Source organism: Paenibacillus sp. FSL R7-0312 (assembly GCF_038004445.1).
Classification (GTDB): domain Bacteria; phylum Bacillota; class Bacilli; order Paenibacillales; family Paenibacillaceae; genus Paenibacillus_AQ.
This window is the reverse complement of sequence record NZ_JBBORE010000001.1, coordinates 5,100,134-5,121,243: the sequence shown is the minus strand read 5'-3', so window position 1 is coordinate 5,121,243 and position 21,110 is coordinate 5,100,134. Positions and strand designations below refer to the sequence as shown.

The following is a 21,110-nucleotide window of genomic DNA, read 5'->3' as shown; positions in this document are numbered from 1 at the left end:
GCTAAGTACAGAGAACAATGCTCCGGTACCAAGCTGGACTATATTGCAGCTACTCTCGAAGATGCAATGAATTATGTGATGAATTTAGCTCGATAGGAGTGTTACAGATGACGGAACAACAAGTGTACGTCCGGTTCCCTGAGGATACAGATGCCGGTGAGCTTACAGCGATGTACAAGCGCAACCGGGAGTTTTTTGAGAAACATTCGCCTGATGTTCCTGATGAGTTCTATACAGAAGAATACCAGCGCGACAAGATTGCACAGTATAAGGAAGACAGGGCAGAGGACGAAAGATACGATTTCCTGGTATGTCATAAGGCAGATGACCGGATTATCGGCACCGTAGGGTTGTCTTTTGTTGTGCGGGGACCGCTGCAGAGCTGCATGATCGGGTACAGCCTGGATAAGGATTATAACGGAAAAGGCTACATGACGGAAGCTGTGAAGCAAGTAGTACACTATGCCTTCGAGGAGCTGAAGTTCCACCGGATCACAGGGGAAGCTTCCCCCGCAAATCCCGGATCAATCCGTGTCCTGGAGAATGCCGGGTTCCACAAGGAAGGAATTGCCCAGCGCAACGTGAAAATCAGGGGAGTATGGGAGGATCATCAGATTCTGGCGATTCTCAATCCGTCAGATCTTATCTAACAGAAGCAATGCAGTCATAGCATTCATATTCTTAATTTCGGAGGTTCATTAATGAGTCAGCGTTTGCGTATCACCCGTTCGATGCAGGAAGGTAATGCAGAGCAAGCCATTACTTTGGAAGAGTGCACACAGTATTTTGCAGACAAACCCGATTTCTCGTACTCACACGTCTTAACCGTAAAAGGACCCGAGAGCACGATGTCCATTGAAGGTGAATTTTTCATGTGGAGCTATGAGGGGATGGAATTCCCTTTCCGGTTGTACATGGGGGATTTGTACGTAGCCCTTTCAACAGAAGCCATCGTTCCTGTAATGCTTGAGGTTGCCACCGCCCTGCGGGCTGACGTGGTTGAAGGGTAGCTGAGGGAAAGTTCAGGTTAATCTGTTTATTACACATTAAGTAACACCTGGTGATGTTATATTTGTCCAATGAGTATGGCACATTTAGGGGGCAATGGAATGAATATCTATCGGACGATCGAAAGTGCGTTGCACGAGATGTTAACCGATTTTGTTGAGAATGGACCGTTTACGGGATTAGCTATAGGCATTGTTAAAGATAACGAGGTTATCTTCACAGGTGAGTATGGAACAGCCAATGTGGCGACAGGTGAGCCTGTGGCTAGCAGCACTTTGTTTCATCAAGCCTCCGTCTCCAAAACATTCGTAGTTACGGCGGTTATGCAGCTGGTGGAACGCGGACAGGTAGAGCTGGATTCGCCCGTCACGAACTATCTTCCGTATTTCAAAATGGAGGATGAACGTTATCTTCAGGTTACAGTAGGACAGCTGCTCAACCATACCTCCGGCATGCCGGATGAAGAGGATTATGCCTGGGACCGGCCTGAATACGATGAAGAGAGTCTCGAACGGTACGTGAAAAGCGTCAGCCGTCACAAGCTGCTGAGCGAACCCGGCACTCAATTTGCTTATAGTAATATCGCTTATGAGATTCTGGGGGATTTGATCGCCAAGGTCAGTGGGCTGAGCTTTGAGCAGTATATGTATGAGCATATTCTTGAACCGGCGGGGATGACATCCAGTTCATTTCTGAAGCAGGAGGTGGAAGCGGCTCTAGCTGCTCCTCATGTGCTGAGGAATTCAACAGGGTACGGCCCCGGCGTAAGTGAGGTGTTTCCATACAACAGGGCGCATGCTCCCAGTTCCACGCTGTATACCAACGCCCAAGATATGAGCCAATATATGCTGATGCAGCTGGGTCAGGGGAAGGCAAAGGACCGGTATAACGCTTTACAGCCCGGCAGCTATGATCAGATGTGGAATCCTACTATGGCTACAGGCTGGGACCCTGAACATGGGCATGTCGGGCTGGGCTGGTTCCTGGGTGAGTATAAGGGCTCCCGGATTCTCTCGCATTCCGGATGGGATACCGGCTTTCTGAGTGACCTGATTCTGTTCCCGGATGATCATATCGGCATCTCTATAATGACCAACTGTGACTATGTATGGCTGGGCAGCGTAACCTACCCAATCCTTGATCTGCTGCTGGGTTCAGATATTAGTCAGCTCAAGCAGTCGATGGCACATCGCGTTGCCAAGGTTGCTGTAACCAATGGAGTCGATAAGGCACTTGATGAATACCAGCGTATCAATAGTTTGGAGCAAAATAAATATTATTATGTTGATTTTGAATTTGTGCGCGTCTCCGATACTTTAAGCTGGAGGGGCCACCGTGAAGAAGCTATCCGCGTTCTTACCTGTGCCGCCGCAATCTTCCCTGATAGTGAATCTGTTTCAGGAAGACTGAAGGGGCTTATGGCAGAAGCCTAGACGTTTGCAGATACTTAATATGAACTTATCAAGGCTCCTCCGACAGTCACAAGGACTGCGGAGGAGCCTTTTTATAAGATTCTATAGTTGCTGCCCTGAATCCATACGCCGCCAGCCCATGTATACCAGAGACAGAGCAACAACGGTGAGGATGATCCCCAGTACCCGGAATCCGCCGAAGCTGAACTGATTCCCCATCACGATGCCGATCAGCAACGACGAGAGGATGGTCCCGAAGTATCTGGACGTACTGAATAATCCGGAGGATACGCCGATGATGTCTTTGGGGGAACTGTTGAACAAGGCGGCTTGCATCGCGACATTGTTCAGTCCGTTACTGATTCCGAAGGCCGCCAGAGCGAGGCATATGCTGATTAACGGAGATGAGGGATTCAACATCACGATCCATACTGACCCGAGTGTCATAAGGATTGCGGATACTACCATGGCGGGCCTTGGCCCGGACATATCAATCCATTTCCCAGCCAGCGGAGAGACTACCAGTGAGCATAACCCCAGACTTAACATAAGAATTCCCGTGTGGAACTCGCTGACATGACGAACCAGCAGCAGGTAAGACGGCAAGCCGAAAAAGACAGAATAAAACAGAAGATTAACCAGCATGAACTGGAAATTGACCCAAGTCAGCGCCGGATAGCTCGCGAAAGTCCGCAGCGGAATAAAGGGCGACTTGGCGATGAGCTCATGCCGCACGAAGAATACAAGGAGAACGAGTCCGGCAAGTCCGGCTATAACATTGAATAAAGAGACATGTCCGGCGGATTTGGCAGACAGCAGTTGAGCTAGCAGGGCAACCAGACCTACAGAGAATAGCAGAATACCAGTTACATCCATACGGTTCATCCATTGGCGTACAGACAGCTTATTGGCAGCGGCCGCCAGCGGCTGGTCCTTAGGAATAGTCTTCCAGGCTAACACAAAGCTTGCCGTCACAAAGGGAACGTTGATGAAGAAGATGGACGACCAGCCCCATAAGTGAATCAGTACCCCTCCGATAAAAGGCCCAATAGCTGCGGCTCCCGATGTGAACATAGACAGAACAGACAGCGCGGTAGCCTGCTTCTCCGTAATATGCACCCGTACAATGGCCATTCCTACCGCCACCACCATACTGGTTCCAACGGATTGTACAATCCGGAATACGATCAGCCACCCGAAGCCCGGAGCCAAAGGAGCTAATATAGAAGCAACGAAGACGATAATCAGCCCGGTAAGAAAGATGGTCCGGCGGCCGAATAGATCACTGGCTTTGCCCATGACAGGTTGAGCAACCGCACTGGCAATATAGAATGAGAAGATAATCCAGGAAACTACGGTATAATCAAGCTGGAACTGATGCTGTAATCGTGGTATAGCCACAGAAACCATTGAAGAGTTGAGCGGGTTTAGCAGGATTCCCAGCCCGACGGATATCATTAACCACCAGCTGCGGGTATTCATTGTAATTTCCCCCTATCATTGCGTTAGGGATATCGTACTTGAAATGGGTTATTTACTCCAACGCATTTTATGTTATGATTTCATAGACTTGAGGGAATGAATGGAGGCGGGATATGGAACTTCTTCAATTGCAATATTTCATCGCAGTGGCCCGTTTAGAGCATATGACCGAGGCTGCACTTACGTTGCATGTGACTCAGTCCTCGCTCAGCAAGACCATTCAGCGCCTGGAAGAGGATCTTGGGGTTCCCTTGTTTGACCGGACCGGGAGGAAGCTGCGCTTAAATGAGTCCGGCAGCAGATTCCTTCAGCGTGCGGAGAAGGCCTTGTTTGAATTGGAGCAGGGGAGGCAGGAGCTTAGAGATCTGTCCAGCCTGGAACCGGATACACTTGAATTAGCCGTCACCACCGCAAGCACATTGCCTAATATTCTCCGGGAATTCCGCAAAAAGCTGCCGGCTGTCCATTTTCACGTACAAATGCTGTCCATGCAGGAGATGATTACCCTTCTTCGAAGGGGAGAGGTCGATTTCTGCTTGTCTTCACCTCCGGTATGGGGAGAAGATATGGAGTGTCAAATCGTCTGCACCGACCCTATCTATGTTGCCGTTCCAGCGGGGCACCGTTTGGCAGGCCGCCAGAGCTTATCGCTAATAGAGCTCAAGGATGAATGGTTTGCCGGTGTCACAAGAGGCTACGGGATTCGTGATTTGGTGGACTCCGTATGCCAATCCGCAGGATTTACCCCACAGTATGTGTATGAAGGGGATGAACCGGCAAGGCTCGTCGCCCTGGTGGAAGCCGGAATCGGCTTAGCCTTCATACCCGGCACGGCCAAGAATGCCCAGGATAATATAGTGTTGATCCCTGTTGAGGATCAGGGACTGGTCAGGGAAATCGCCTTGTTATGGCTTAAAAGCCGCTACATTTCACAGGCTGGACGGATATTCCGTGACGTTGTTATTGAATATTTTAATGGAAACAATGAAGAATGAAGGAGGCTGTGACCCATGGATACGAATCAAAATGAGCATAAGCGCGTTCTAGTTGTATTTCCGCATCCCGATGATGAAGCCTTTGCTGCTGCAGGAACCCTGGCGAAGTACATAGACAGCGGTTCGAAGGTGACCTATGCCTGTCTGACCTTAGGAGAGATGGGACGGAACATGGGAATCCCGCCATTCGCGAATCGGGTGACTTTGCCGGAGATCCGCAAGGAAGAATTGATAGCCTCCTGCCGTGCGATTGGCATACAAGATTTAAGGATGCTTGGTTTCCACGATAAAATGATCGAATTCGAAGACCCGCAGCTGCTGGATAATACACTGCTGGCACTGCTCAAGGAATTGACCCCATCGCTCGTAATTACTTTCTATCCCGGCTATAGTGTCCATCCCGATCACGATGCAACCGGAGCCGCTGTCATCCGGGCGGTCAGCAGGCTCCCGGCTGCGCAGCGGCCAATAGTGCACTGCATAGCGTTCTCCAGCAACCATGAGCAGATGATCGGCCCGGCGGATGTGAACGTAGACGTAACTGCATTCCTAGCGAAGAAAATGGCCTCAATTCAGTCCCACCGTTCGCAATATCAAGCGGCGGAGCTTGTGGGAAGCCGGGAGCTGACCGCGGAGGAGATTCAAATCCGCTTCGGACGGGAATCCTTTTGGACCTACCGGGTATAAGTGCTACAATAAAATAATAATGTTTATGCACTAAGGCGTCGGGAGGGCAGGCCATGAACAAAGAAGAACAGGTCCTGATGAATTTCAGGGATTTATTTAACAAGCTGAGCTGGCTGAATAAATCCAAGATGGAAGAGAGTCTTAAGGGGTACAAGCCCTCTGAGGTACATTGCATCGAATATATCGGGCAAAATGCGGATTCCAACGTGACCATACTTGCGGAGCATTTTTATATGACTAGAAGTGCCATAAGTAAAATAACCAAGAAGCTCATGGAAAAGGGCTATATCGAAAGCTACCAGAAGCCGGATAATAAGAAAGAAATCTATTTCAGGCTTACGAAGCAAGGGGAAGCGGTCAGCAAAGTCCATGAGGAGCTGCATCAGGAGTTCCGCGAGCGGGATAAAGCTGTATTCGAGCAGGTAACCGAGGAGCAATATGACAACATGCTTGGCTTCATTGAGAAGTATAGCAGGCATTTGGATACAGAAATCACAAAACTCGGTGCAGATTTGAAATCGGAATGAATTGAATACTGATAATGAAACCTCAGGCAGCCGGACTCTTTCGAGAACGGTTGTCTTTTTATTGCATAGAAAGCTGCGGGTGAAGCGGACTGAGGGGCGCCCCTGGAGATTTTGATATTGCATTTTTTGTTGACGAGGAAACAAAAATGCAGTAGGATGATTATGTTTCCTAGGAAACATAATCATGACGTTTGAAGGGAGAAGTACATGTTCAAATCCAGATCACACCCTATACAGAACACAGAACAAACCGTAGACAGACATGCTTTAATCTTCGGTCTCATCTCTGTATTTCTGTGCGGAATAGGCTTCAGCATCATCGCACCTGTCGTACCATTCTTAGTGCAGCCTTATACCAGCAGTCCGGGAGAACAAGCGATAATGGTTACACTGCTGACCTCCGTTTATGCTTTTTGCGTGTTTTTTGCGGCTCCGGTGCTTGGAGCACTAAGCGACAAATACGGCCGCCGTCCGTTGCTCTTACTATGCCTGTTAGGTTCTGCAATCGGGTACTTTATCTTTGGCTTAGGAGGAGCTCTATGGGTACTGTTCGCCGGACGGATCATAGAAGGTATAACAGGCGGGAGCATCAGCACGATTTTTGCCTATTTTGCAGACATTATTCCTCCGGAGCAGAGAACGAAGTACTTTGGCTGGGTGAGTGCGGTAGTAGGTGCAGGCACCATCATTGGCCCAAGTGTAGGCGGATTACTTGCCAAGTTTGGCTATGCTGTGCCGATGTATTTTGGAGCGGTTGTTACTTTGTTGAATGTTGTATATGGACTTGTGTTCATGCCGGAGAGCCTGGACAAGAATAACAGACTGCAAGAGATTACCTTGGTAAGACTGAATCCATTCTCACAGCTGGCCAGTCTGCTCTCCATGAAGAATCTAAACAGACTGCTTATCTCAGCGTTCCTGCTATGGATACCCAATGGATCCCTGCAGGCTGTGTTCTCACAATTTACAATGGATACCTTCAGCTGGAAGCCGGCAATCATCGGACTGATGTTCTCCATTATGGGCTTCCAGGATATCCTGTCACAGGGCTTCATTATGCCCAAGCTTCTGAAGAAATTAAATGATAAACAGATAGCCATTCTGGGAATGGTCTCGGAGATTATAGGCTATGGGTTCATTGCCGTTTCGTCTCTCTTTACGTTCTATCCGCTTTTCATTGCTGGAATGTTCATCTTCGGCTTTGGTGATTCGATCTTTGGACCTTCGTTCAACGGGATGCTCTCCAAGTCTGCCGATTCGAGCGAACAAGGGAGGATTCAAGGCGGCAGCCAATCGATTCAGGCGTTGGCCAGGATGATCGGGCCTCTCATTGGGGGGCAAATCTATGTATCGCTTGGACATGCCGCGCCCGCTGTTATGGGGATGATCCTAATCGCAGCGGCTATACCGGTTCTATACAAGAGAACGCATGTAACTATGTAAAATGTCTTGCAGCCAAGAAAAGGCAGGAACAAACAATGAACCAGAAAGAAAGAATGCTTGCAGGTCTCCCTTATAAAGCTTGGCTGGATGGATTTACGGAAGAGAGAACAACAGCCAGACTGAGGCTCCATCAGTTCAATCTGCTCCGTCCCGATGAAGAAGAGGAGAGAGCAACACTGATCCGGGAGATTATCGGCAAGACAGGGGACGTAGTTCATATCGAAGCGCCCTTCCACTGTGACTATGGGACAAATATCTCTGTGGGGAATAATTTCTATGCTAATTTCAACTGTACTATTCTTGATGTCGGCAGAGTCGTCATCGGTGATAATGTCATGTTTGCTCCGAATGTATCGCTCTATACCGCAGGACATCCCATCCATCCGGATTCCAGAAATTCAGGATATGAGTACGGTATTGCTATAACGATCGGCAATAATGTCTGGATAGGCGGCAATGTTATAGTGAATCCCGGTGTAACCATAGGTAACTATGTAGTGATCGGAGTTGGCAGCGTGGTGACCAAGGATATTCCCGATAACGTCATAGCAGTAGGCAGCCCATGCAGAATTATAGCACATAGGTAGCTCTCAGCGGTCCATGCACACCCACTACGAGTTTCAATTGAAATCGGCAATGAACTCATATTCTACTCAGATAAAAGAAATGCTCCCAGGCAGTGTGGGAGCATTTTTGCGTGCTATTCGAGAATTTTCTTCAAATAATATTTCGTTTGGCCTTCCTGGGGACAATCATGGATCTCACCGAAAATCTCGTACCCCTGCTTCTGATAAAAGCGCGGAGCCTGCCAGCTCATGGTGGTTAATTCACTCACTTTACAGCCGCGCAACCGGGCTCTGTCTTCCAGCTCCTTGAGCAATATTCCGCCTAATCCATTGCCTCTATAGGCGGGATCGACGGCCAGCAGATGAACACTTAGAATCTTCCAGACCATATCTCCAGTAATACCCCCAACATATGTATCTCCTTCATAAGCTGCCAGCGAGAGGATTTCGCGCTCATAGGGCGGGATAGTATCATCCATCCGCCGGCTGTGCTCCTCCAGTAATCCCGATATTTCCTGACTGTTCTGCTCCAGGTTCAAATCTGCGATTCTCAACATGCAACCACCCTTTCTGCTGAAATTGTAACACAAATTTAAATTATTATTGACAATTTGCCTCTAGTTAAATATATTGTTCATGAGAATAAATGTTTCCCACAGGAAACTATTATGTATTCACAACTTATTGTTTCATTCAGGAAACAATAAGTATTCAGACTCATAATTACATCAGATTTCAGACAGCTATTAGCAGATAAGGAGTTAGCATATGATCGAGATTAAAGACCTAAACGTTGATTATTTCGGCAGTTCAGCACTGGAGAATGTGAATCTCGAGATCCCGTTCGGGCATACCGTGGGTATCATCGGACCGAATGGCGCAGGGAAATCAACACTGATTAAGGCATTATTAGAAGTGATTAAGAAGAGAACTGGCTCGGTCAGGGTTGAGGGAAGGGATATTTCGGAGTACAAACGGAAGATTGCCTATGTGCCGCAAAAAAACGATATTGATCTCACGTTTCCGATCACGGTGAAGGATACAGTGTTGACTGGAACGTACCCGAACCTGAGAATCTTCCAGCGCCCCGGCAAAAAAGAACGGGAACGGGCCGAGGAATGTATGGCGATGGTGGATATAAGCGATCTTGCGAATAAACAAATCAGCAATTTATCCGGCGGACAGCTGCAAAGGGTCTTTATTGCCAGGGCACTCGCCCAGGGGGCAAACGTCTTTTTCCTGGATGAACCTTTTGTCGGGATCGACATGGTCAGTGAGAAGATTATCGTGAATCTGCTTAAGCATCTTCGCGAAGAGGGCAAAACCATTCTCGTTGTTCACCATGATCTGCATGAGGTGGAAGAGTATTTTGACAAAATTATTATCCTGAATAAAAAACTGATCGCCTTTGGAGATGTGAAAGATACCTTCACTACCGAGAATATCCGCGCGGCCTATGGTGCCTCCTTGGGCAATGTGATCATCAAAGGGGCAGGAGGGGCCGAACATGATTAATGTTATGTCAGATTTGTTCAACATCCCGGTCTACGCGCTTAACGCCGGCTTATCCGCCATCATCCTGGGCATTGTATCGGGAGCGCTGGGCAGCTTCATTGTTCTCCGGAAGATGTCGCTGATGGGCGATGCTTTATCTCATGCTGTACTGCCTGGTGTATCGTTGTCCTACATACTGGGGATCAACATCCTGCTGGGCGCATCCCTGTTTGGCCTGTTAGCCGCCATCCTCATTCAATTCATTACAAGCCGCAGTACGATCAAAAGCGACACCTCCATCGGCATTATACTCAGTTCATTTTTCGCCCTGGGGATAGTTCTTATTACTTTTGCCAAAAGCGGTCTGGATCTGACTCATATTCTTTTCGGGAATATCCTCGCCGTTCCGCAGTCTGAGTTAACGCAATCTTTCATCATCATGCTCGTTGTGATTGCCATTATTGTATTGCTGTATAAAGAGCTGCTGATCAGTTCGTTCGATCCGGTAGTAGCCAAGGCTTATGGTTTAAAAACAGGCTTCTACCATTATCTGCTGATGATGCTGCTGTCTGTAGTTACGGTATCCTCGTTATCGCAAGTGGGGATTGTGCTGGTCATTGCAATGCTGGTAATCCCGGCAGCCACCTCCTATTTATGGACCCACACGCTGATCCACATGATTGTTTTAGCCTCTGCGGTGGGTGCGGTATCGGGAATTGTAGGTGTGTATCTCAGTTTTGGCTTTAATCTCCCGACAAGTGCCACGATAGTGCTGGTGGGTGTGAGCCTGTTCGCAGTCTCCTTCATACTGTCACCCAAAAATAATTTCTTAAGGAAAGGGCTGAAGCAAGGATGAAACAACTCAAATGGCTATCCTCTATCGTTCTGATCTCACTGCTCGCTGCTTGTTCTAACGCTAATGAGGGGGAAGCGGGTGAGGATAAGCTGCAGATTGTTGCCACGTACTCCATCATCGCGGATATGACCGAGAATATTGTCGGGGACAAAGCTGAAGTATACAGTATGGTTCCCATCGGAACAGACCCGCATATGTACGATCCATTACCCGCAGATACGGGCAAGGTGTCCAGCGCAGATTTGATTTTCTATAACGGCCTGAATCTGGAGACGGGAAAAGGATGGTTCCAGGACCTGCTGAAGGTGACGAACAAGAACGAGGTTGCCTTTGCTGTCTCTGATGAAGTGACCCCGATGTATCTGACTGAGAAAGGCAAGGAAACGCAAGTGGACCCCCATGCCTGGCTGGATATCCAGAATTCCATTAAGTATGTGGATGTGATCACCAAACGTGTAATTGAACAGGACCCGGACAACAAGGAGTATTATCTTAACAATCAGACAGCCTACGTGAAGGAACTGAATGAGCTGGACCAATACGCCAAAGAGGAAGTAAATAAGATCCCGCAGGAACAACGGATTCTTGTTACCAGCGAAGGGGCATTCAAGTACTTCTCGAAGGCTTACGGCTTCGAATCGGCGTTCATCTGGGAGATTAATACGGACAGTCAAGGGACGCCGGAGCAAATGAAACGGATCATCAGTATTATTGAAGAGAATCAGGTGCCAGCGTTATTCCTGGAGACGAGCGTGAATCCCAAGACGATGGAAACCATCTCTAATGAGACAGGAGTTCCTATACATTCTAAGATCTTCACTGATTCTTTAGCTAAAAAAGGGGAAGACGGCGACACCTACATTAAGATGATTCAATGGAATATTGACAAGGTCATCGAAGGACTGTCACCTGATAAATGAAGGTAAATGTACATGAAGAGTGTCCAAAAGGCGAAATCCGCTTCTTGGAACACTCTTTTTTTGTTTTTATGGATATGCCACGCCTAGTCTCGTATAATCAACGGGTGTACAGCATTTCACTTAAGAGAAATTGGACAGGAGGTGAGCCTGTTGGAGAATCGATGGGCTATAGTTACGGGGGCCGACCGGGGCGTTGGACTGAGTCTGGTTAAGGCACTACTGGAGCAGGGGTATCATGTGTTTGCCGGGCAGTATCTGCAGGAGACCAATGAAGCCTTGGAACAGCTGAAGGCAAGCTATGAAGAGCAGCTGCAGGTGCTGAACCTGGATATAAGCAACGCAAAAAGTGTACAACAAGCGGTCGAGGCTATTGCAGCTTGCACGGACCGGGTGGATATACTGATTAACAACGGGGCGATCCTGGGAGATATGAGCAAGACGATTCAGGATACGCTGGATTTTGGTGAAATGGAGCAGGTCTTCCGGGTGAACACGCTAGGCTCGCTGCGGATGTCGAATAGCTTAATTGATTCTATTCTCCGGAGTGACAGCAAGCTGATCGTCAACATTTCATCAGAAGCTGGCAGTATTGGAACCTGCTGGCGCACCAGCTGGTACGCTTACTGCATGTCCAAGGCGGCGCTTAATATGCAGTCTCAGTTAGTTCAGAATCAGATAGCGGCGCAGGGCGGCAAGGTAATGGTTGTCCATCCCGGGCATGTCCAGACTTATATGCAAGGGAAGCTGGATACAACCGGGAGCCTCACCGCTGATGAATCAGCCGGGTCTATTCTGCAACGAATGGAGAATCGCCTGAAGCCGGATTACGGGCAGCAAGAGCTCACTCTGATTGACTATGCGGGTACTACGCTGCCTTGGTAAGGGGTGATTGTTGTATGAAATGCAGCAATTCTCCAATGCACCCTGCTATCAGCCAATCAAAGTTGTGATCCGTACAACTTTGATTGGCTGATTCAGTCTAAAGTGCGGTTTATTATAGAAGAAACTTGCCTGAAGTTTCTAAAGCCATTTGCCGTAAGCTTGGCTTCACATTTATGGGCGAATGTGATTTTGAATATCCTTTAGGTACGATGATCCGGTGTAACGACTGGAGATTAGCCCGGACCAGGAAGTTAATTTTCAATAGAATTTTCGTTGAAATAGCATGGAGAGATGATTATTTCTGTTTTCTCCCCAGCATAGCTGTATCCAGAACCCTATCTACAGGTGCGGATATTCTTGTCACGTAGTCCGGTTGCTGTCGTAATTACATAAGCGCCAGAATGCTTGGCTAATTGAATGGCTTCATGTCCAACACCACCAGCACCTCCATGAATGAGAACACGCTGACCTGGCTGAAGCTTGCCGTGCTCAAAAAGTGCCTGCCAGGCCGTCAAGGCTACCGTAAGCGCAGCAGCGGCTTCAGTGATGGCCGAACAGATATGGGCATTATTAGACCGGACGATGATTAGTTTGCCCCTGTCTAACCAAAATTCCGGATCTGTGATATAATCCTACTCTAAAATAACTGAGCAAAATTACTTCAAGAGGTGCAATCATGCGGTTTCATGAATTTTATATCGGACAAGTGTTTAGAACCCAATCTCAGCGCATAACCAAGGAGGATATCATCAGATTTGCCGGCGAATTTGATCCGCAATATATGCATCTGGATGAAGAGAAGGCAGCACAAGGCCGATTCAACGGAATCATTGCTTCAGGAATACAGACCTTGGCTGTGTCGTTTAAGCTGTGGGTGGAGACAGGCAGCTATGGGGATGAGGTTATTGCCGGAACTGCGATGAACAACATTAAATTCATACGCCCCGTCTATCCGGGTGATGAATTGTATACCATGGTTGAAGTGACCGGGGTAGAAGAGAAGCGGAATGGAACAGGCCTGGTTACGGTGTTATTATCAACGTTCACCAGCTCAGACGATCAGGTTTTTGAGGGCGAGCTGTCTGTGCTGGTGAAGCAGTGAAATCTTTTATCCTCTTAATGCTCTGAAGAATTCACGGATGTCTTCCGCCAGAGGCGCGGGATCTTCCATGGCTGTGAAATGTCCGCCGCTGGGCATGGTTGTCCAGCGGGTAATATTCAGATTGCGGTCAGCCCATTCCCGGGGAGGCAAGGCGATATCTCCCGGGAAAATAGCTATTCCGGTGGGCACCTCAATACGCCCGAGAGGCGGCAGTGAATGCGTGTTCTCGTAATAGATATCCGCAGTTGAACCTGCTGTATTGGTAACCCAATAGATCATAATATTCGTAAGCAGTTCATCCTCGCTAAAGCTGTTCCTTAGGTCACCCTTGCAATCACTCCATGCATGGAATTTCTCAATAAGCTGCCAATCCCACAGGTGAGTCGTTCAGTCCGTAAGCAAGCGTCTGTGATTTCATCGATTGAATCGACATGTACCCGCCCTCATCAGCTATCCATTGCGAAGTATTCTTGATATACAGGAGCTCTACTTCAGTAAGCCCTGACTTATCCTGCACAGCCAGGAGATTCCGGATGATACCGATATCGGTAAGATGTATGCCGTTCAGAAGCTCAGGATGGTTGAATGCCAGATACCGTGTAACACCAGAGCCGACATCCCCGCCTGCCGCAGCGAATTTCGCGTAGCCCAGCTGTTCAGTCATTAGTCTGGCCCACAGCTCAGCAACATAGGCATTATTTACACCAGCGCGTTTCAGGCCATTTGAGAAGCCGAAGCCGGGTACGGAAGGGACAATGACATCGAAGGAATCCTCGGGATTCCCTCCATAACGGGCAGGGTCCGAAAGCATAGGGATAATTTTCTCGTATCGCACAAAGCTGTCCGGCCATCCGTGTGTAAGAATAATCGGCTGCGGGTTAGGACCTTTGCCCCGCTCGTGCACGAAATGCACATCCATTCCATCGATGGTACAGCGAAAATGTGACAAGCGGTTCACCTCGGCTTCTCTGGCGCGCCAATCAAACTGCTCCCGCCAATACGCAATGAGCAACCACAAATAACCCTGATCCGAACCCCGTTCCCAGTCAGAACCCTCATTTTATACCGTTCAATAGATATCAGACTCTCTCTCCTTTAGTGTAACAGCTACAGCAACAATATAACTATCATATATCTTCTTAAAATCATGGGGCAAAGATGTAAACAAAAGCTAAAGACAATAGAAACAAAACAAACAAAACGATCTCGTCTGGAGGAATACTAAGCATGAACGAAATGAATCAGGAGTATATCGTGATATCTGGTGCAAGGGAGAACAACCTTAAGAACGTGTCCTTGCGGATCCCGAAACGGAAAATCACCATCTTCACCGGAGTATCCGGCTCAGGCAAGTCATCTATCGTCTTCGATACGATCGCTGCTGAATCGACGCGGCTGCTCAATGAGAACTTCAGCATGTTCGTGCGAACCTTCCTTCCGCGTTATCCGCAGCCGGATACAGACGGGATCGAGAACCTGAGCATGGCTGTTATCGTAGATCAGAAGCGGCTGGGCGGCGGTTCTCATTCCACGATGGGCACAATCACTGACATCTCGCCAATTCTCCGTCTGCTGTACTCCAGAGTGGGTCAGCCTCATGTAGGCGGAGTGAACATGTTCTCGTTCAACGATCCGCAGGGGATGTGTCCCGAATGTAACGGGATCGGCCGCAAGCTCGGTGTCGATATGAGCCGGGCAGTAGACATGTCGAAATCGTTGAATGATGGAGCCCTTATGCTGCCGGACTATTCGGTCGGCGGCTGGGATTGGAACATGATTGTGCAGGCCGGTGACTTCGATCTGGACAAGAAGCTGAGCGAATATTCAGAGTCGGAGCTGGAACAGCTGCTGCACGGCAAGGCCAGGAAAGTGAAGATGGATTTTGCTGGGAAGGCAACCAACATTACGGTAGAAGGTGTTATAGAGAAGTTTACGGGCAAGTACATCAAGCAGGATGTGAAGACCAAATCTGAGCGTACGCAAAAAATGGTTGCCCCGTTCATCACCGAAGGCACCTGCTCCAGCTGCCACGGGGCAAGACTTAGCCAGGCTGCGCTCAGCTGCCGGATCAATGGAAGGAACATTGCGGAGCTGTCCGCTATGGAAGTCGGTCAGCTCATCCGCACCATCCGGGAGATAGAGGAACCTGCCGCAGCTCCGGTCGTCAAGTCGCTGGCGGAGCGGCTGCAGCATCTGGTCGATATCGGGCTGGATTACCTGACGCTGGACCGTGAGACCGATACGCTGTCCGGCGGAGAATCACAGCGCGTCAAGATGGTGAAGCATCTAAGCGGCAGCCTGGTGGATGTGACCTACATCTTCGATGAGCCCAGCGTCGGGCTGCACCCGCGGGATGTCCACCGGCTAAATGAGCTGCTGGAGAAGCTCCGCGACAAAGGGAATACCGTTATTGTCGTTGAACATGATCCCGATGTCATCAAGCTTGCGGATCATATTGTCGATGTCGGGCCTCACGCCGGCAGCCGGGGCGGTAACATTGTCTATGAAGGATGCTTCCAGGGCTTGCTGGAGTCAGGTACACTGACAGGCACCCATATGAAGCGGCCGCTTCAGCTGAAGCAGGATTGCAGACCGTCTTCCGGCAGGCTGTCCATCCAGAATGCCTCTCTGCACAACCTGCAGAATGTAAGTGTGGATATTCCCACCGGAGTACTTACAGTGGTAACAGGTGTCGCAGGTTCTGGCAAAAGCACGCTGATTAATGACGTCTTTCTTAATCAGCATCCGGATACGATCGTTATTGACCAATCGGCGATTGGCGTCTCAACACGCTCCAATCCCGCTACCTACACGGGGATTATGGATGATGTCCGCAAGGCTTTTGCTGCGGCCAATAAGGTGAATCAAGGGCTGTTCAGCTTCAACTCCAAGGGGGCCTGCGAGAATTGCCAGGGACTTGGTGTCGTGTACACAGACCTTGGTTTCCTCGACAGCGTGAAGCTGCCCTGTGAAGTATGCGGAGGCAGACGGTTCAAGGAGGAAGTGCTTGCCTACAAGCTGAACGGCAAATCCATTGCCGAGGTGCTGGAGATGACTGTTGAACAAGCTCTTGAGTTCTTCCAGCTCAAAGAGGTGGTGCGCAAGCTTCAGGCTATGAGTGATGTGGGGCTGAACTATATTACACTTGGCCAGCCGCTCAGCACACTCTCGGGCAGAGAATGCCAGCGCATTAAGCTGGCCAGCGAGCTGCATAAGAAGGGCAGCATCTATGTGATGGATGAGCCGACGACTGGCCTGCATATGTCCGACATCGGGCACCTCCTGGAGATCATGAACCGGCTGGTGGATGCCGGCAATACGGTGATCGTCATCGAGCATAATCTCGATGTGATTAGCCAGGCAGACTGGATCATTGATATGGGACCGGACGGAGGCAGCAAAGGCGGTGAGGTCGTATTCGAGGGCACACCTTCGCAGATTGTTCTTGCGGAGCATTCAATTACGGGAAGATATTTGGCGTAATCGTCGTTTGAAATGCTGGAATCCGCATCTAATGCGGGTTCTTTTTTTTATAAAAGCAGAGCGTACATTTGACTATCCACTACAATATGTAGTAGATTAAAACTACTACGTAGTGTAGTAATAAACGTTATGGACGCATAACGAAGCTAAGAGGTGTTCACATTGAACAAAGTTTCAAAGTTATCGGATACGGAATTAGAGCTAATGGAAGCCATTTGGGCAGGTACACCCCCTGTAACATCGACTGAGCTGCTGAACAGGTTTGCGCAAAAGGGGAAGGACTGGAAAGCGCAGACCATATCCACCTTTCTGTCGCGGTTAGTGGATAAAGGGTTTCTGATTGCCACCAGGCACGGCCGGTTAAACAAATATGTTCCCGGGATTTCGCCTGAGCAGTATAAGCTGGTCGAAGCGCAGCATGTTCTGGACGGGTTGTATCAGGGCTCCGTTAAGAACCTGATCTCCGCTATGTATGACGGCGACAAGCTCTCGGACCAGGATATTGATGAGCTGAAGCAATGGTTCTCGGAAAAGTAGGTGATGATGATGAACACCCTACTTGAAATTCTGTTCTCCCTGACTGTTGCCGGAAGTATAGTTTCTGCCAGTATTCATGCTTTGGGCTGGTTATCTACCGAGCTTTTTCCTGCAAAATGGCGTTACGGACTCATTAAGCTGGCTGTGGCATTGTATTTGTTCCCTATAGCCCTTATATTTCCGTGGTTATCACAGCTCAACGCATCACGCATAGCAACAAGCTTACAGGGTTCACAGCCGGCCAAGTTTACCGGGTTCATATCTGACCCGTTCCAGCCTGCTGTGATCCTCTCAGCCCATGCTGCCTATATAATCTTGGGCATTTGGGCAGCAGGGGGGATCAGTTATGCCGCCTGGCAATTATACGGTTACCGCAGATTTATGATAAAACTCGAACGTACGCGTACCCTTGTACCGGCGGATAGTGAGACTGCTATCCTGCTGGGGAGCATCAAGGAGAAGCTTGGCCTGAAAAGTAATGTTGGGCTTGCGTACAGTCCCATAGCACGCAGTCCCTTTCTTGCCGGTCTATGGAAACCCTCTATTTACCTGCCGGCAGAGAATGGTGCAAGCCTGGACATGGTACTCCGCCATGAATTGATTCATCTGAAGCGGAAGGACCTGTGGATCAAGGTCTTAATGCTCGGAGTCAGTGCTCTGCACTGGTTCAATCCGATGGTTCACTCGGTTCGCAAGGAGCTTCATACCTGGAGCGAGCTGACCTGTGATCAAGAGGTTGTAGAGGAGATGTCCCATGCCGAGCGGAAGCGCTATGGCGTGACACTTTTGAACGTAATGGCCGGCTCAAAAGGTCTACCCGAACAGTTCTATACCCCGTTGTCCGGTGACGGCAAACAATTAAAAAGGAGATTGACTCATATGCTTAATGCAAAGAAGCTGAAAAAGCAAACCATTATCTTATCGGTAGCAGCAGTATTATTAATCGCAGGAATCAGTACCTCAGCTGCAGCATGGGCTTCAAAGATCACGCCGCAGGTGGTAGCTGATTCAGAGCACTCTCCTACTGAAGCCGCGGAATTCGCAGGAGCTGACGGAAGTTTAATCCAACCGGATACAGCATCCAGCACAGTGGCTTCCGAAAGTGCCTCAGCTGCTACCCCGGAAGGGGGAACCTCAAAGCCTGCCCCGGAAGCAGTTACTGTCCCCGCTGAGAGCTACTCCGTATCCGCCCAGGAAGAACCAGTAGCACAGCCTGCCCCGAAACTTGTTACTGTTACTGTTCCTGCTGAAAGTGTCACCGCGCCAGCTCAAGAAGGGTCAGTTCCACAGCCGGTTCCGGAAGTTGTGCCAGGTCCCGCTGACAATGTCCTCGCGCCAGCTCAGGAAGGGTCAGTTCCACAGCCGGTTCCGGCGGAATTGGCAGCTGCTACTGCGGCACAGAAATAGCCTGATAGAAGATCGTTATATTTAACTGCCCTACGGCAGTGTACGGCCTGTTGATAACTCTCAACAGGCTCTTTTTATAACATACTATTTCTGCGATAACCCTTATAATGTAACTTGAGGTGAACCAATGGACAGAATAGCCAATATCAGATCCGAAGAAAAGAAATATCATGATGACTGTTACGATACATACGACTTATTCGAGCCAGGGTCCTGGCTGCACAGGCCCGTTAAGACGGTGATCAGCCTTTTAGAGGAATATAAGGAGCGGGAATACTTAAGTGTGCTGGATTTGGGATCGGGGATCGGCCGGAACAGCATGCCTATCGCTGAATCTTTGAAGCACAGAAATGGTAAAGTGGTATGCGTTGACCTGCTGGAATCGGCTATAGATAAACTATATCATTACAGTAAGGAATTTGGAGTTGAGCAATACATAGTGGCAAGGTTATCCGATATTGAACAGTTCACCATTGAACCAGATGAGTATGATATTATCGTAGCCGTATCTTCTTTAGAGCATATCAGTTCGGAACAGGCACTGGAGCGGAAACTGCAGGAAATGAATGCCGGAACGAAACGAAATGGAGCGAATTGTATTATTATCGCGTCGAACATTCGTGAAGTTAACCTCGCACAAGCGGAAGAACTCGATCCCATGTTTGAAGTGAATCTATCTACTGCAAGAATGTTTGAGCTGCTGGACCAGCAGTACGCCGGCTGGGAAGTTAAGCAACGCTTCGTAAAACCGCTGGAATATGAAATCAGCAGAAAGGGTAAACCTGTTAGGCTGACTTCGGATTGTATAACGTTTGTTGCTAAGAAGAGCTGATCTCATGGGGATCGGCTTTTTATTTTGACCGCTGACACGCAAGAGAAATTTCATTATTTCTGTCCAACTGTGACTATACGCACCACCACTTCTGTTCAATCGTCTACATTAAAAGTATAGCGTTGAGCTGTTTAATAAACTTCCGGAATTTGATTTGAATCCTCCTTTTTGTGTGGCAGCCGTAATAGAATGAGGTTGCTGATAAGGATTATCAATCAAACATTGGAGGTTCACAATATGAGTACACAATTCAAACAAATCGCCGGGGATACTTACTGGGTAGGCAAAATAGATAACCGTCAGGTTCCGTTCCACCGCCTGATTCTGGCTAAAGGAACAACCTATAATTCCTATCTGTTAAAAACGGGCAAGCCGACCGTGATTGATACAGTAGATATGGAGTTCGGCCGTGAATATGCCGAGTGTCTCGCCGGAATGATTGACCTCATGGATATTCATTACATCGTAATTAACCATACGGAGCCCGACCATTCCGGCGGCTTGGCAGCCCTTGCATCCCAGGCTCTAAACGCCACGATCGTGTGCACCGAAATCGCTGTGCCGGAACTGCAGGAAATGTATAAGCTGCACAGCCGGAACTTCCTGGTCGTTAAAGATGGCGATACGCTGGATATCGGCGGGAAAACCCTGCTGTTCAAAGAAACGCCGTACCTTCATACTGCCGAGACGATGATCACGTATTGTATCGAGGATCAGATCCTGTTCCCCTGCGATATCTTCAGTACACATGTAGCTGTGGAGAATCTGTTCAGTGATGAAGCTGGATTTGATATCACCGAAGATTACAAGGGCTATTATGCCGCCATTATTCATCCGCACAGAAGATATGTAAGAACACTGCTGGAAGCGGTCAAGGATCTGGATATCCGTATGATTGCCCCATCCCATGGATTCCTGATCCGGGAGGATATTCGTAAATTCATTGATCTGTACGCCACGATGAGCCGCGAAACGACTCAGGGTAAAAAAGCAGTCATCGTATATACCACCATCAAGAACAGCACGAAGAAAATGGCCAAAATCATCCAGGATTGCCTGCAGGAGAATAATATCGGAACGGAAGTCTGGGATGCGGATAAAAGCAGCACTGCGGATATTCTGAACAGCATTGCTTCTGCAGACGCTGTCTTTATCGGCAGCTCTACTAAATATGCGGACATGATCGGGAACCTGGAGGATGTGCTGAAGGAGCTGCAGCATATGAATCTGGAAGGCAAGCTTGCGGCATCCTTTGGCTCGTACGGCTGGAGCGGAGAAGCCATCGAGGTCATTCAGGACTATCTGAACGGAACGAATATGACCGTGCAAAGCACTTCGGAGGTCATCAAAACCACCGGCATGACACATGTTGAGTTCCCAGTAAGAGTAAGATTCTCCCCTAAAGAGCCAGAGAAGGTCCAGAAAATTAAAAATGCGGCTGAATTTGTATCGGATCTGCTGCTGAGCTCAATCTAGG

The 21,110-nt window shown here is 48.7% G+C and carries 22 protein-coding genes and 1 pseudogene; 18 read left to right on the top strand and 5 right to left on the bottom strand.

Annotated elements, in window-relative coordinates:
- The first annotated feature begins 107 nt into the window (after nucleotides 1-107).
- The 3 genes from MKX70_RS22275 to MKX70_RS22265 all read left to right on the top strand — a co-directional run bounded on the left by MKX70_RS22275 (nucleotide 108) and on the right by MKX70_RS22265 (nucleotide 2,441).
- Nucleotides 108-650: a GNAT family N-acetyltransferase gene (locus tag MKX70_RS22275; RefSeq protein WP_340786184.1), complete on the top strand. Its 543-nt coding sequence runs from the start codon at nucleotides 108-110 to the stop codon at nucleotides 648-650.
- Between the two features lie 51 nt (nucleotides 651-701).
- Nucleotides 702-1,010: a hypothetical protein gene (locus tag MKX70_RS22270; RefSeq protein WP_340786182.1), complete on the top strand. Its 309-nt coding sequence runs from the start codon at nucleotides 702-704 to the stop codon at nucleotides 1,008-1,010.
- 99 nt (nucleotides 1,011-1,109) lie between these two features.
- Nucleotides 1,110-2,441: a serine hydrolase domain-containing protein gene (locus MKX70_RS22265; RefSeq protein WP_340840753.1), complete on the top strand. Its 1,332-nt coding sequence runs from the start codon at nucleotides 1,110-1,112 to the stop codon at nucleotides 2,439-2,441.
- Nucleotides 2,442-2,522: 81 nt separating this feature from the next.
- Here MKX70_RS22265 and MKX70_RS22260 read toward each other — a convergent pair whose 3' ends face one another.
- Complete coding sequence (locus MKX70_RS22260; RefSeq protein WP_340840752.1) at nucleotides 2,523-3,902, bottom strand: MFS transporter; 1,380 nt, start codon at nucleotides 3,900-3,902, stop codon at nucleotides 2,523-2,525.
- Nucleotides 3,903-4,015: 113 nt separating this feature from the next.
- Here MKX70_RS22260 and MKX70_RS22255 point away from each other — a divergent pair, with 113 nt between their 5' ends.
- From MKX70_RS22255 to MKX70_RS22235, 5 genes are all read left to right on the top strand, one after another.
- Nucleotides 4,016-4,897 (top strand): LysR family transcriptional regulator, encoded by an 882-nt coding sequence (locus MKX70_RS22255; RefSeq protein ID WP_340786174.1) that lies wholly within the window; start codon nucleotides 4,016-4,018, stop codon nucleotides 4,895-4,897.
- A gap of 15 nt (nucleotides 4,898-4,912) precedes the next feature.
- Nucleotides 4,913-5,584 carry a bacillithiol biosynthesis deacetylase BshB2 gene (gene bshB2, locus MKX70_RS22250; protein WP_340840751.1) on the top strand — a complete coding sequence of 224 codons (672 nt, stop codon included), beginning with the start codon at nucleotides 4,913-4,915 and terminating at the stop codon, nucleotides 5,582-5,584.
- Nucleotides 5,585-5,637: 53 nt separating this feature from the next.
- Entirely contained in the window at nucleotides 5,638-6,111 is a 474-nt protein-coding gene (locus tag MKX70_RS22245) for a MarR family transcriptional regulator (RefSeq protein WP_039291759.1), read from the top strand.
- 207 nt (nucleotides 6,112-6,318) lie between these two features.
- Nucleotides 6,319-7,554 carry an MFS transporter gene (locus tag MKX70_RS22240; protein WP_340840750.1) on the top strand — a complete coding sequence of 412 codons (1,236 nt, stop codon included), beginning with the start codon at nucleotides 6,319-6,321 and terminating at the stop codon, nucleotides 7,552-7,554.
- Nucleotides 7,555-7,589: 35 nt separating this feature from the next.
- Nucleotides 7,590-8,141, top strand: coding sequence for a sugar O-acetyltransferase (locus MKX70_RS22235; RefSeq protein ID WP_340840749.1), 552 nt, complete (start codon nucleotides 7,590-7,592; stop codon nucleotides 8,139-8,141).
- 113 nt (nucleotides 8,142-8,254) lie between these two features.
- Here MKX70_RS22235 and MKX70_RS22230 read toward each other — a convergent pair whose 3' ends face one another.
- A complete protein-coding gene (locus MKX70_RS22230) occupies nucleotides 8,255-8,677 on the bottom strand; it encodes a GNAT family N-acetyltransferase (RefSeq protein ID WP_340840748.1) in 423 nt (140 codons plus the stop codon).
- Between the two features lie 214 nt (nucleotides 8,678-8,891).
- Between MKX70_RS22230 and MKX70_RS22225 the strand changes: the two genes are divergently transcribed.
- The 4 genes from MKX70_RS22225 to MKX70_RS22210 all read left to right on the top strand — a co-directional run bounded on the left by MKX70_RS22225 (nucleotide 8,892) and on the right by MKX70_RS22210 (nucleotide 12,272).
- Complete coding sequence (locus tag MKX70_RS22225; protein WP_340841685.1) at nucleotides 8,892-9,635, top strand: metal ABC transporter ATP-binding protein; 744 nt, start codon at nucleotides 8,892-8,894, stop codon at nucleotides 9,633-9,635.
- Nucleotides 9,628-10,470 carry a metal ABC transporter permease gene (locus MKX70_RS22220; RefSeq protein ID WP_340840747.1) on the top strand — a complete coding sequence of 281 codons (843 nt, stop codon included), beginning with the start codon at nucleotides 9,628-9,630 and terminating at the stop codon, nucleotides 10,468-10,470. The genes MKX70_RS22225 and MKX70_RS22220 overlap by 8 nt, the downstream gene beginning before the upstream one ends.
- Nucleotides 10,467-11,390 carry a metal ABC transporter substrate-binding protein gene (locus MKX70_RS22215; protein WP_340786154.1) on the top strand — a complete coding sequence of 308 codons (924 nt, stop codon included), beginning with the start codon at nucleotides 10,467-10,469 and terminating at the stop codon, nucleotides 11,388-11,390. The genes MKX70_RS22220 and MKX70_RS22215 overlap by 4 nt, the downstream gene beginning before the upstream one ends.
- Before the next feature lie 150 nt (nucleotides 11,391-11,540).
- Nucleotides 11,541-12,272: an SDR family NAD(P)-dependent oxidoreductase gene (locus MKX70_RS22210; RefSeq protein ID WP_445323674.1), complete on the top strand. Its 732-nt coding sequence runs from the start codon at nucleotides 11,541-11,543 to the stop codon at nucleotides 12,270-12,272.
- Nucleotides 12,273-12,643: 371 nt separating this feature from the next.
- Here the strand turns inward: MKX70_RS22210 and MKX70_RS22200 are convergent.
- Nucleotides 12,644-12,790: pseudogene (locus tag MKX70_RS22200) on the bottom strand (NADP-dependent oxidoreductase); the annotation flags it as partial.
- A 158-nt stretch (nucleotides 12,791-12,948) separates the two neighbouring features.
- Here MKX70_RS22200 and MKX70_RS22195 point away from each other — a divergent pair.
- Nucleotides 12,949-13,374, top strand: coding sequence for a MaoC family dehydratase (locus tag MKX70_RS22195; RefSeq protein ID WP_340786147.1), 426 nt, complete (start codon nucleotides 12,949-12,951; stop codon nucleotides 13,372-13,374).
- A gap of 6 nt (nucleotides 13,375-13,380) precedes the next feature.
- On the opposite strand, the gene MKX70_RS22190 is transcribed toward MKX70_RS22195, so the two are convergent.
- Nucleotides 13,381-13,653: an alpha/beta fold hydrolase gene (locus tag MKX70_RS22190; protein WP_340786144.1), complete on the bottom strand. Its 273-nt coding sequence runs from the start codon at nucleotides 13,651-13,653 to the stop codon at nucleotides 13,381-13,383.
- Between the two features lie 76 nt (nucleotides 13,654-13,729).
- Complete coding sequence (locus MKX70_RS22185) at nucleotides 13,730-14,386, bottom strand: epoxide hydrolase family protein (protein ID WP_340786141.1); 657 nt, start codon at nucleotides 14,384-14,386, stop codon at nucleotides 13,730-13,732.
- 215 nt (nucleotides 14,387-14,601) lie between these two features.
- Here MKX70_RS22185 and MKX70_RS22180 point away from each other — a divergent pair, with 215 nt between their 5' ends.
- The 5 genes from MKX70_RS22180 to MKX70_RS22160 all read left to right on the top strand — a co-directional run bounded on the left by MKX70_RS22180 (nucleotide 14,602) and on the right by MKX70_RS22160 (nucleotide 21,109).
- Nucleotides 14,602-16,857: an excinuclease ABC subunit UvrA gene (locus MKX70_RS22180; protein ID WP_340840745.1), complete on the top strand. Its 2,256-nt coding sequence runs from the start codon at nucleotides 14,602-14,604 to the stop codon at nucleotides 16,855-16,857.
- A 162-nt stretch (nucleotides 16,858-17,019) separates the two neighbouring features.
- On the top strand, nucleotides 17,020-17,394 hold the full coding sequence (locus MKX70_RS22175) for a BlaI/MecI/CopY family transcriptional regulator (RefSeq protein WP_340786134.1): 375 nt from the start codon (nucleotides 17,020-17,022) through the stop codon (nucleotides 17,392-17,394).
- A 3-nt stretch (nucleotides 17,395-17,397) separates the two neighbouring features.
- A complete protein-coding gene (locus tag MKX70_RS22170; RefSeq protein WP_340840744.1) occupies nucleotides 17,398-18,801 on the top strand; it encodes a M56 family metallopeptidase in 1,404 nt (467 codons plus the stop codon).
- A gap of 127 nt (nucleotides 18,802-18,928) precedes the next feature.
- A complete protein-coding gene (locus MKX70_RS22165) occupies nucleotides 18,929-19,633 on the top strand; it encodes a class I SAM-dependent methyltransferase (RefSeq protein WP_340840743.1) in 705 nt (234 codons plus the stop codon).
- Between the two features lie 237 nt (nucleotides 19,634-19,870).
- Nucleotides 19,871-21,109 carry an FprA family A-type flavoprotein gene (locus MKX70_RS22160; RefSeq protein ID WP_340786127.1) on the top strand — a complete coding sequence of 413 codons (1,239 nt, stop codon included), beginning with the start codon at nucleotides 19,871-19,873 and terminating at the stop codon, nucleotides 21,107-21,109.
- The last annotated feature ends 1 nt before the right edge of the window (nucleotide 21,110 follow it).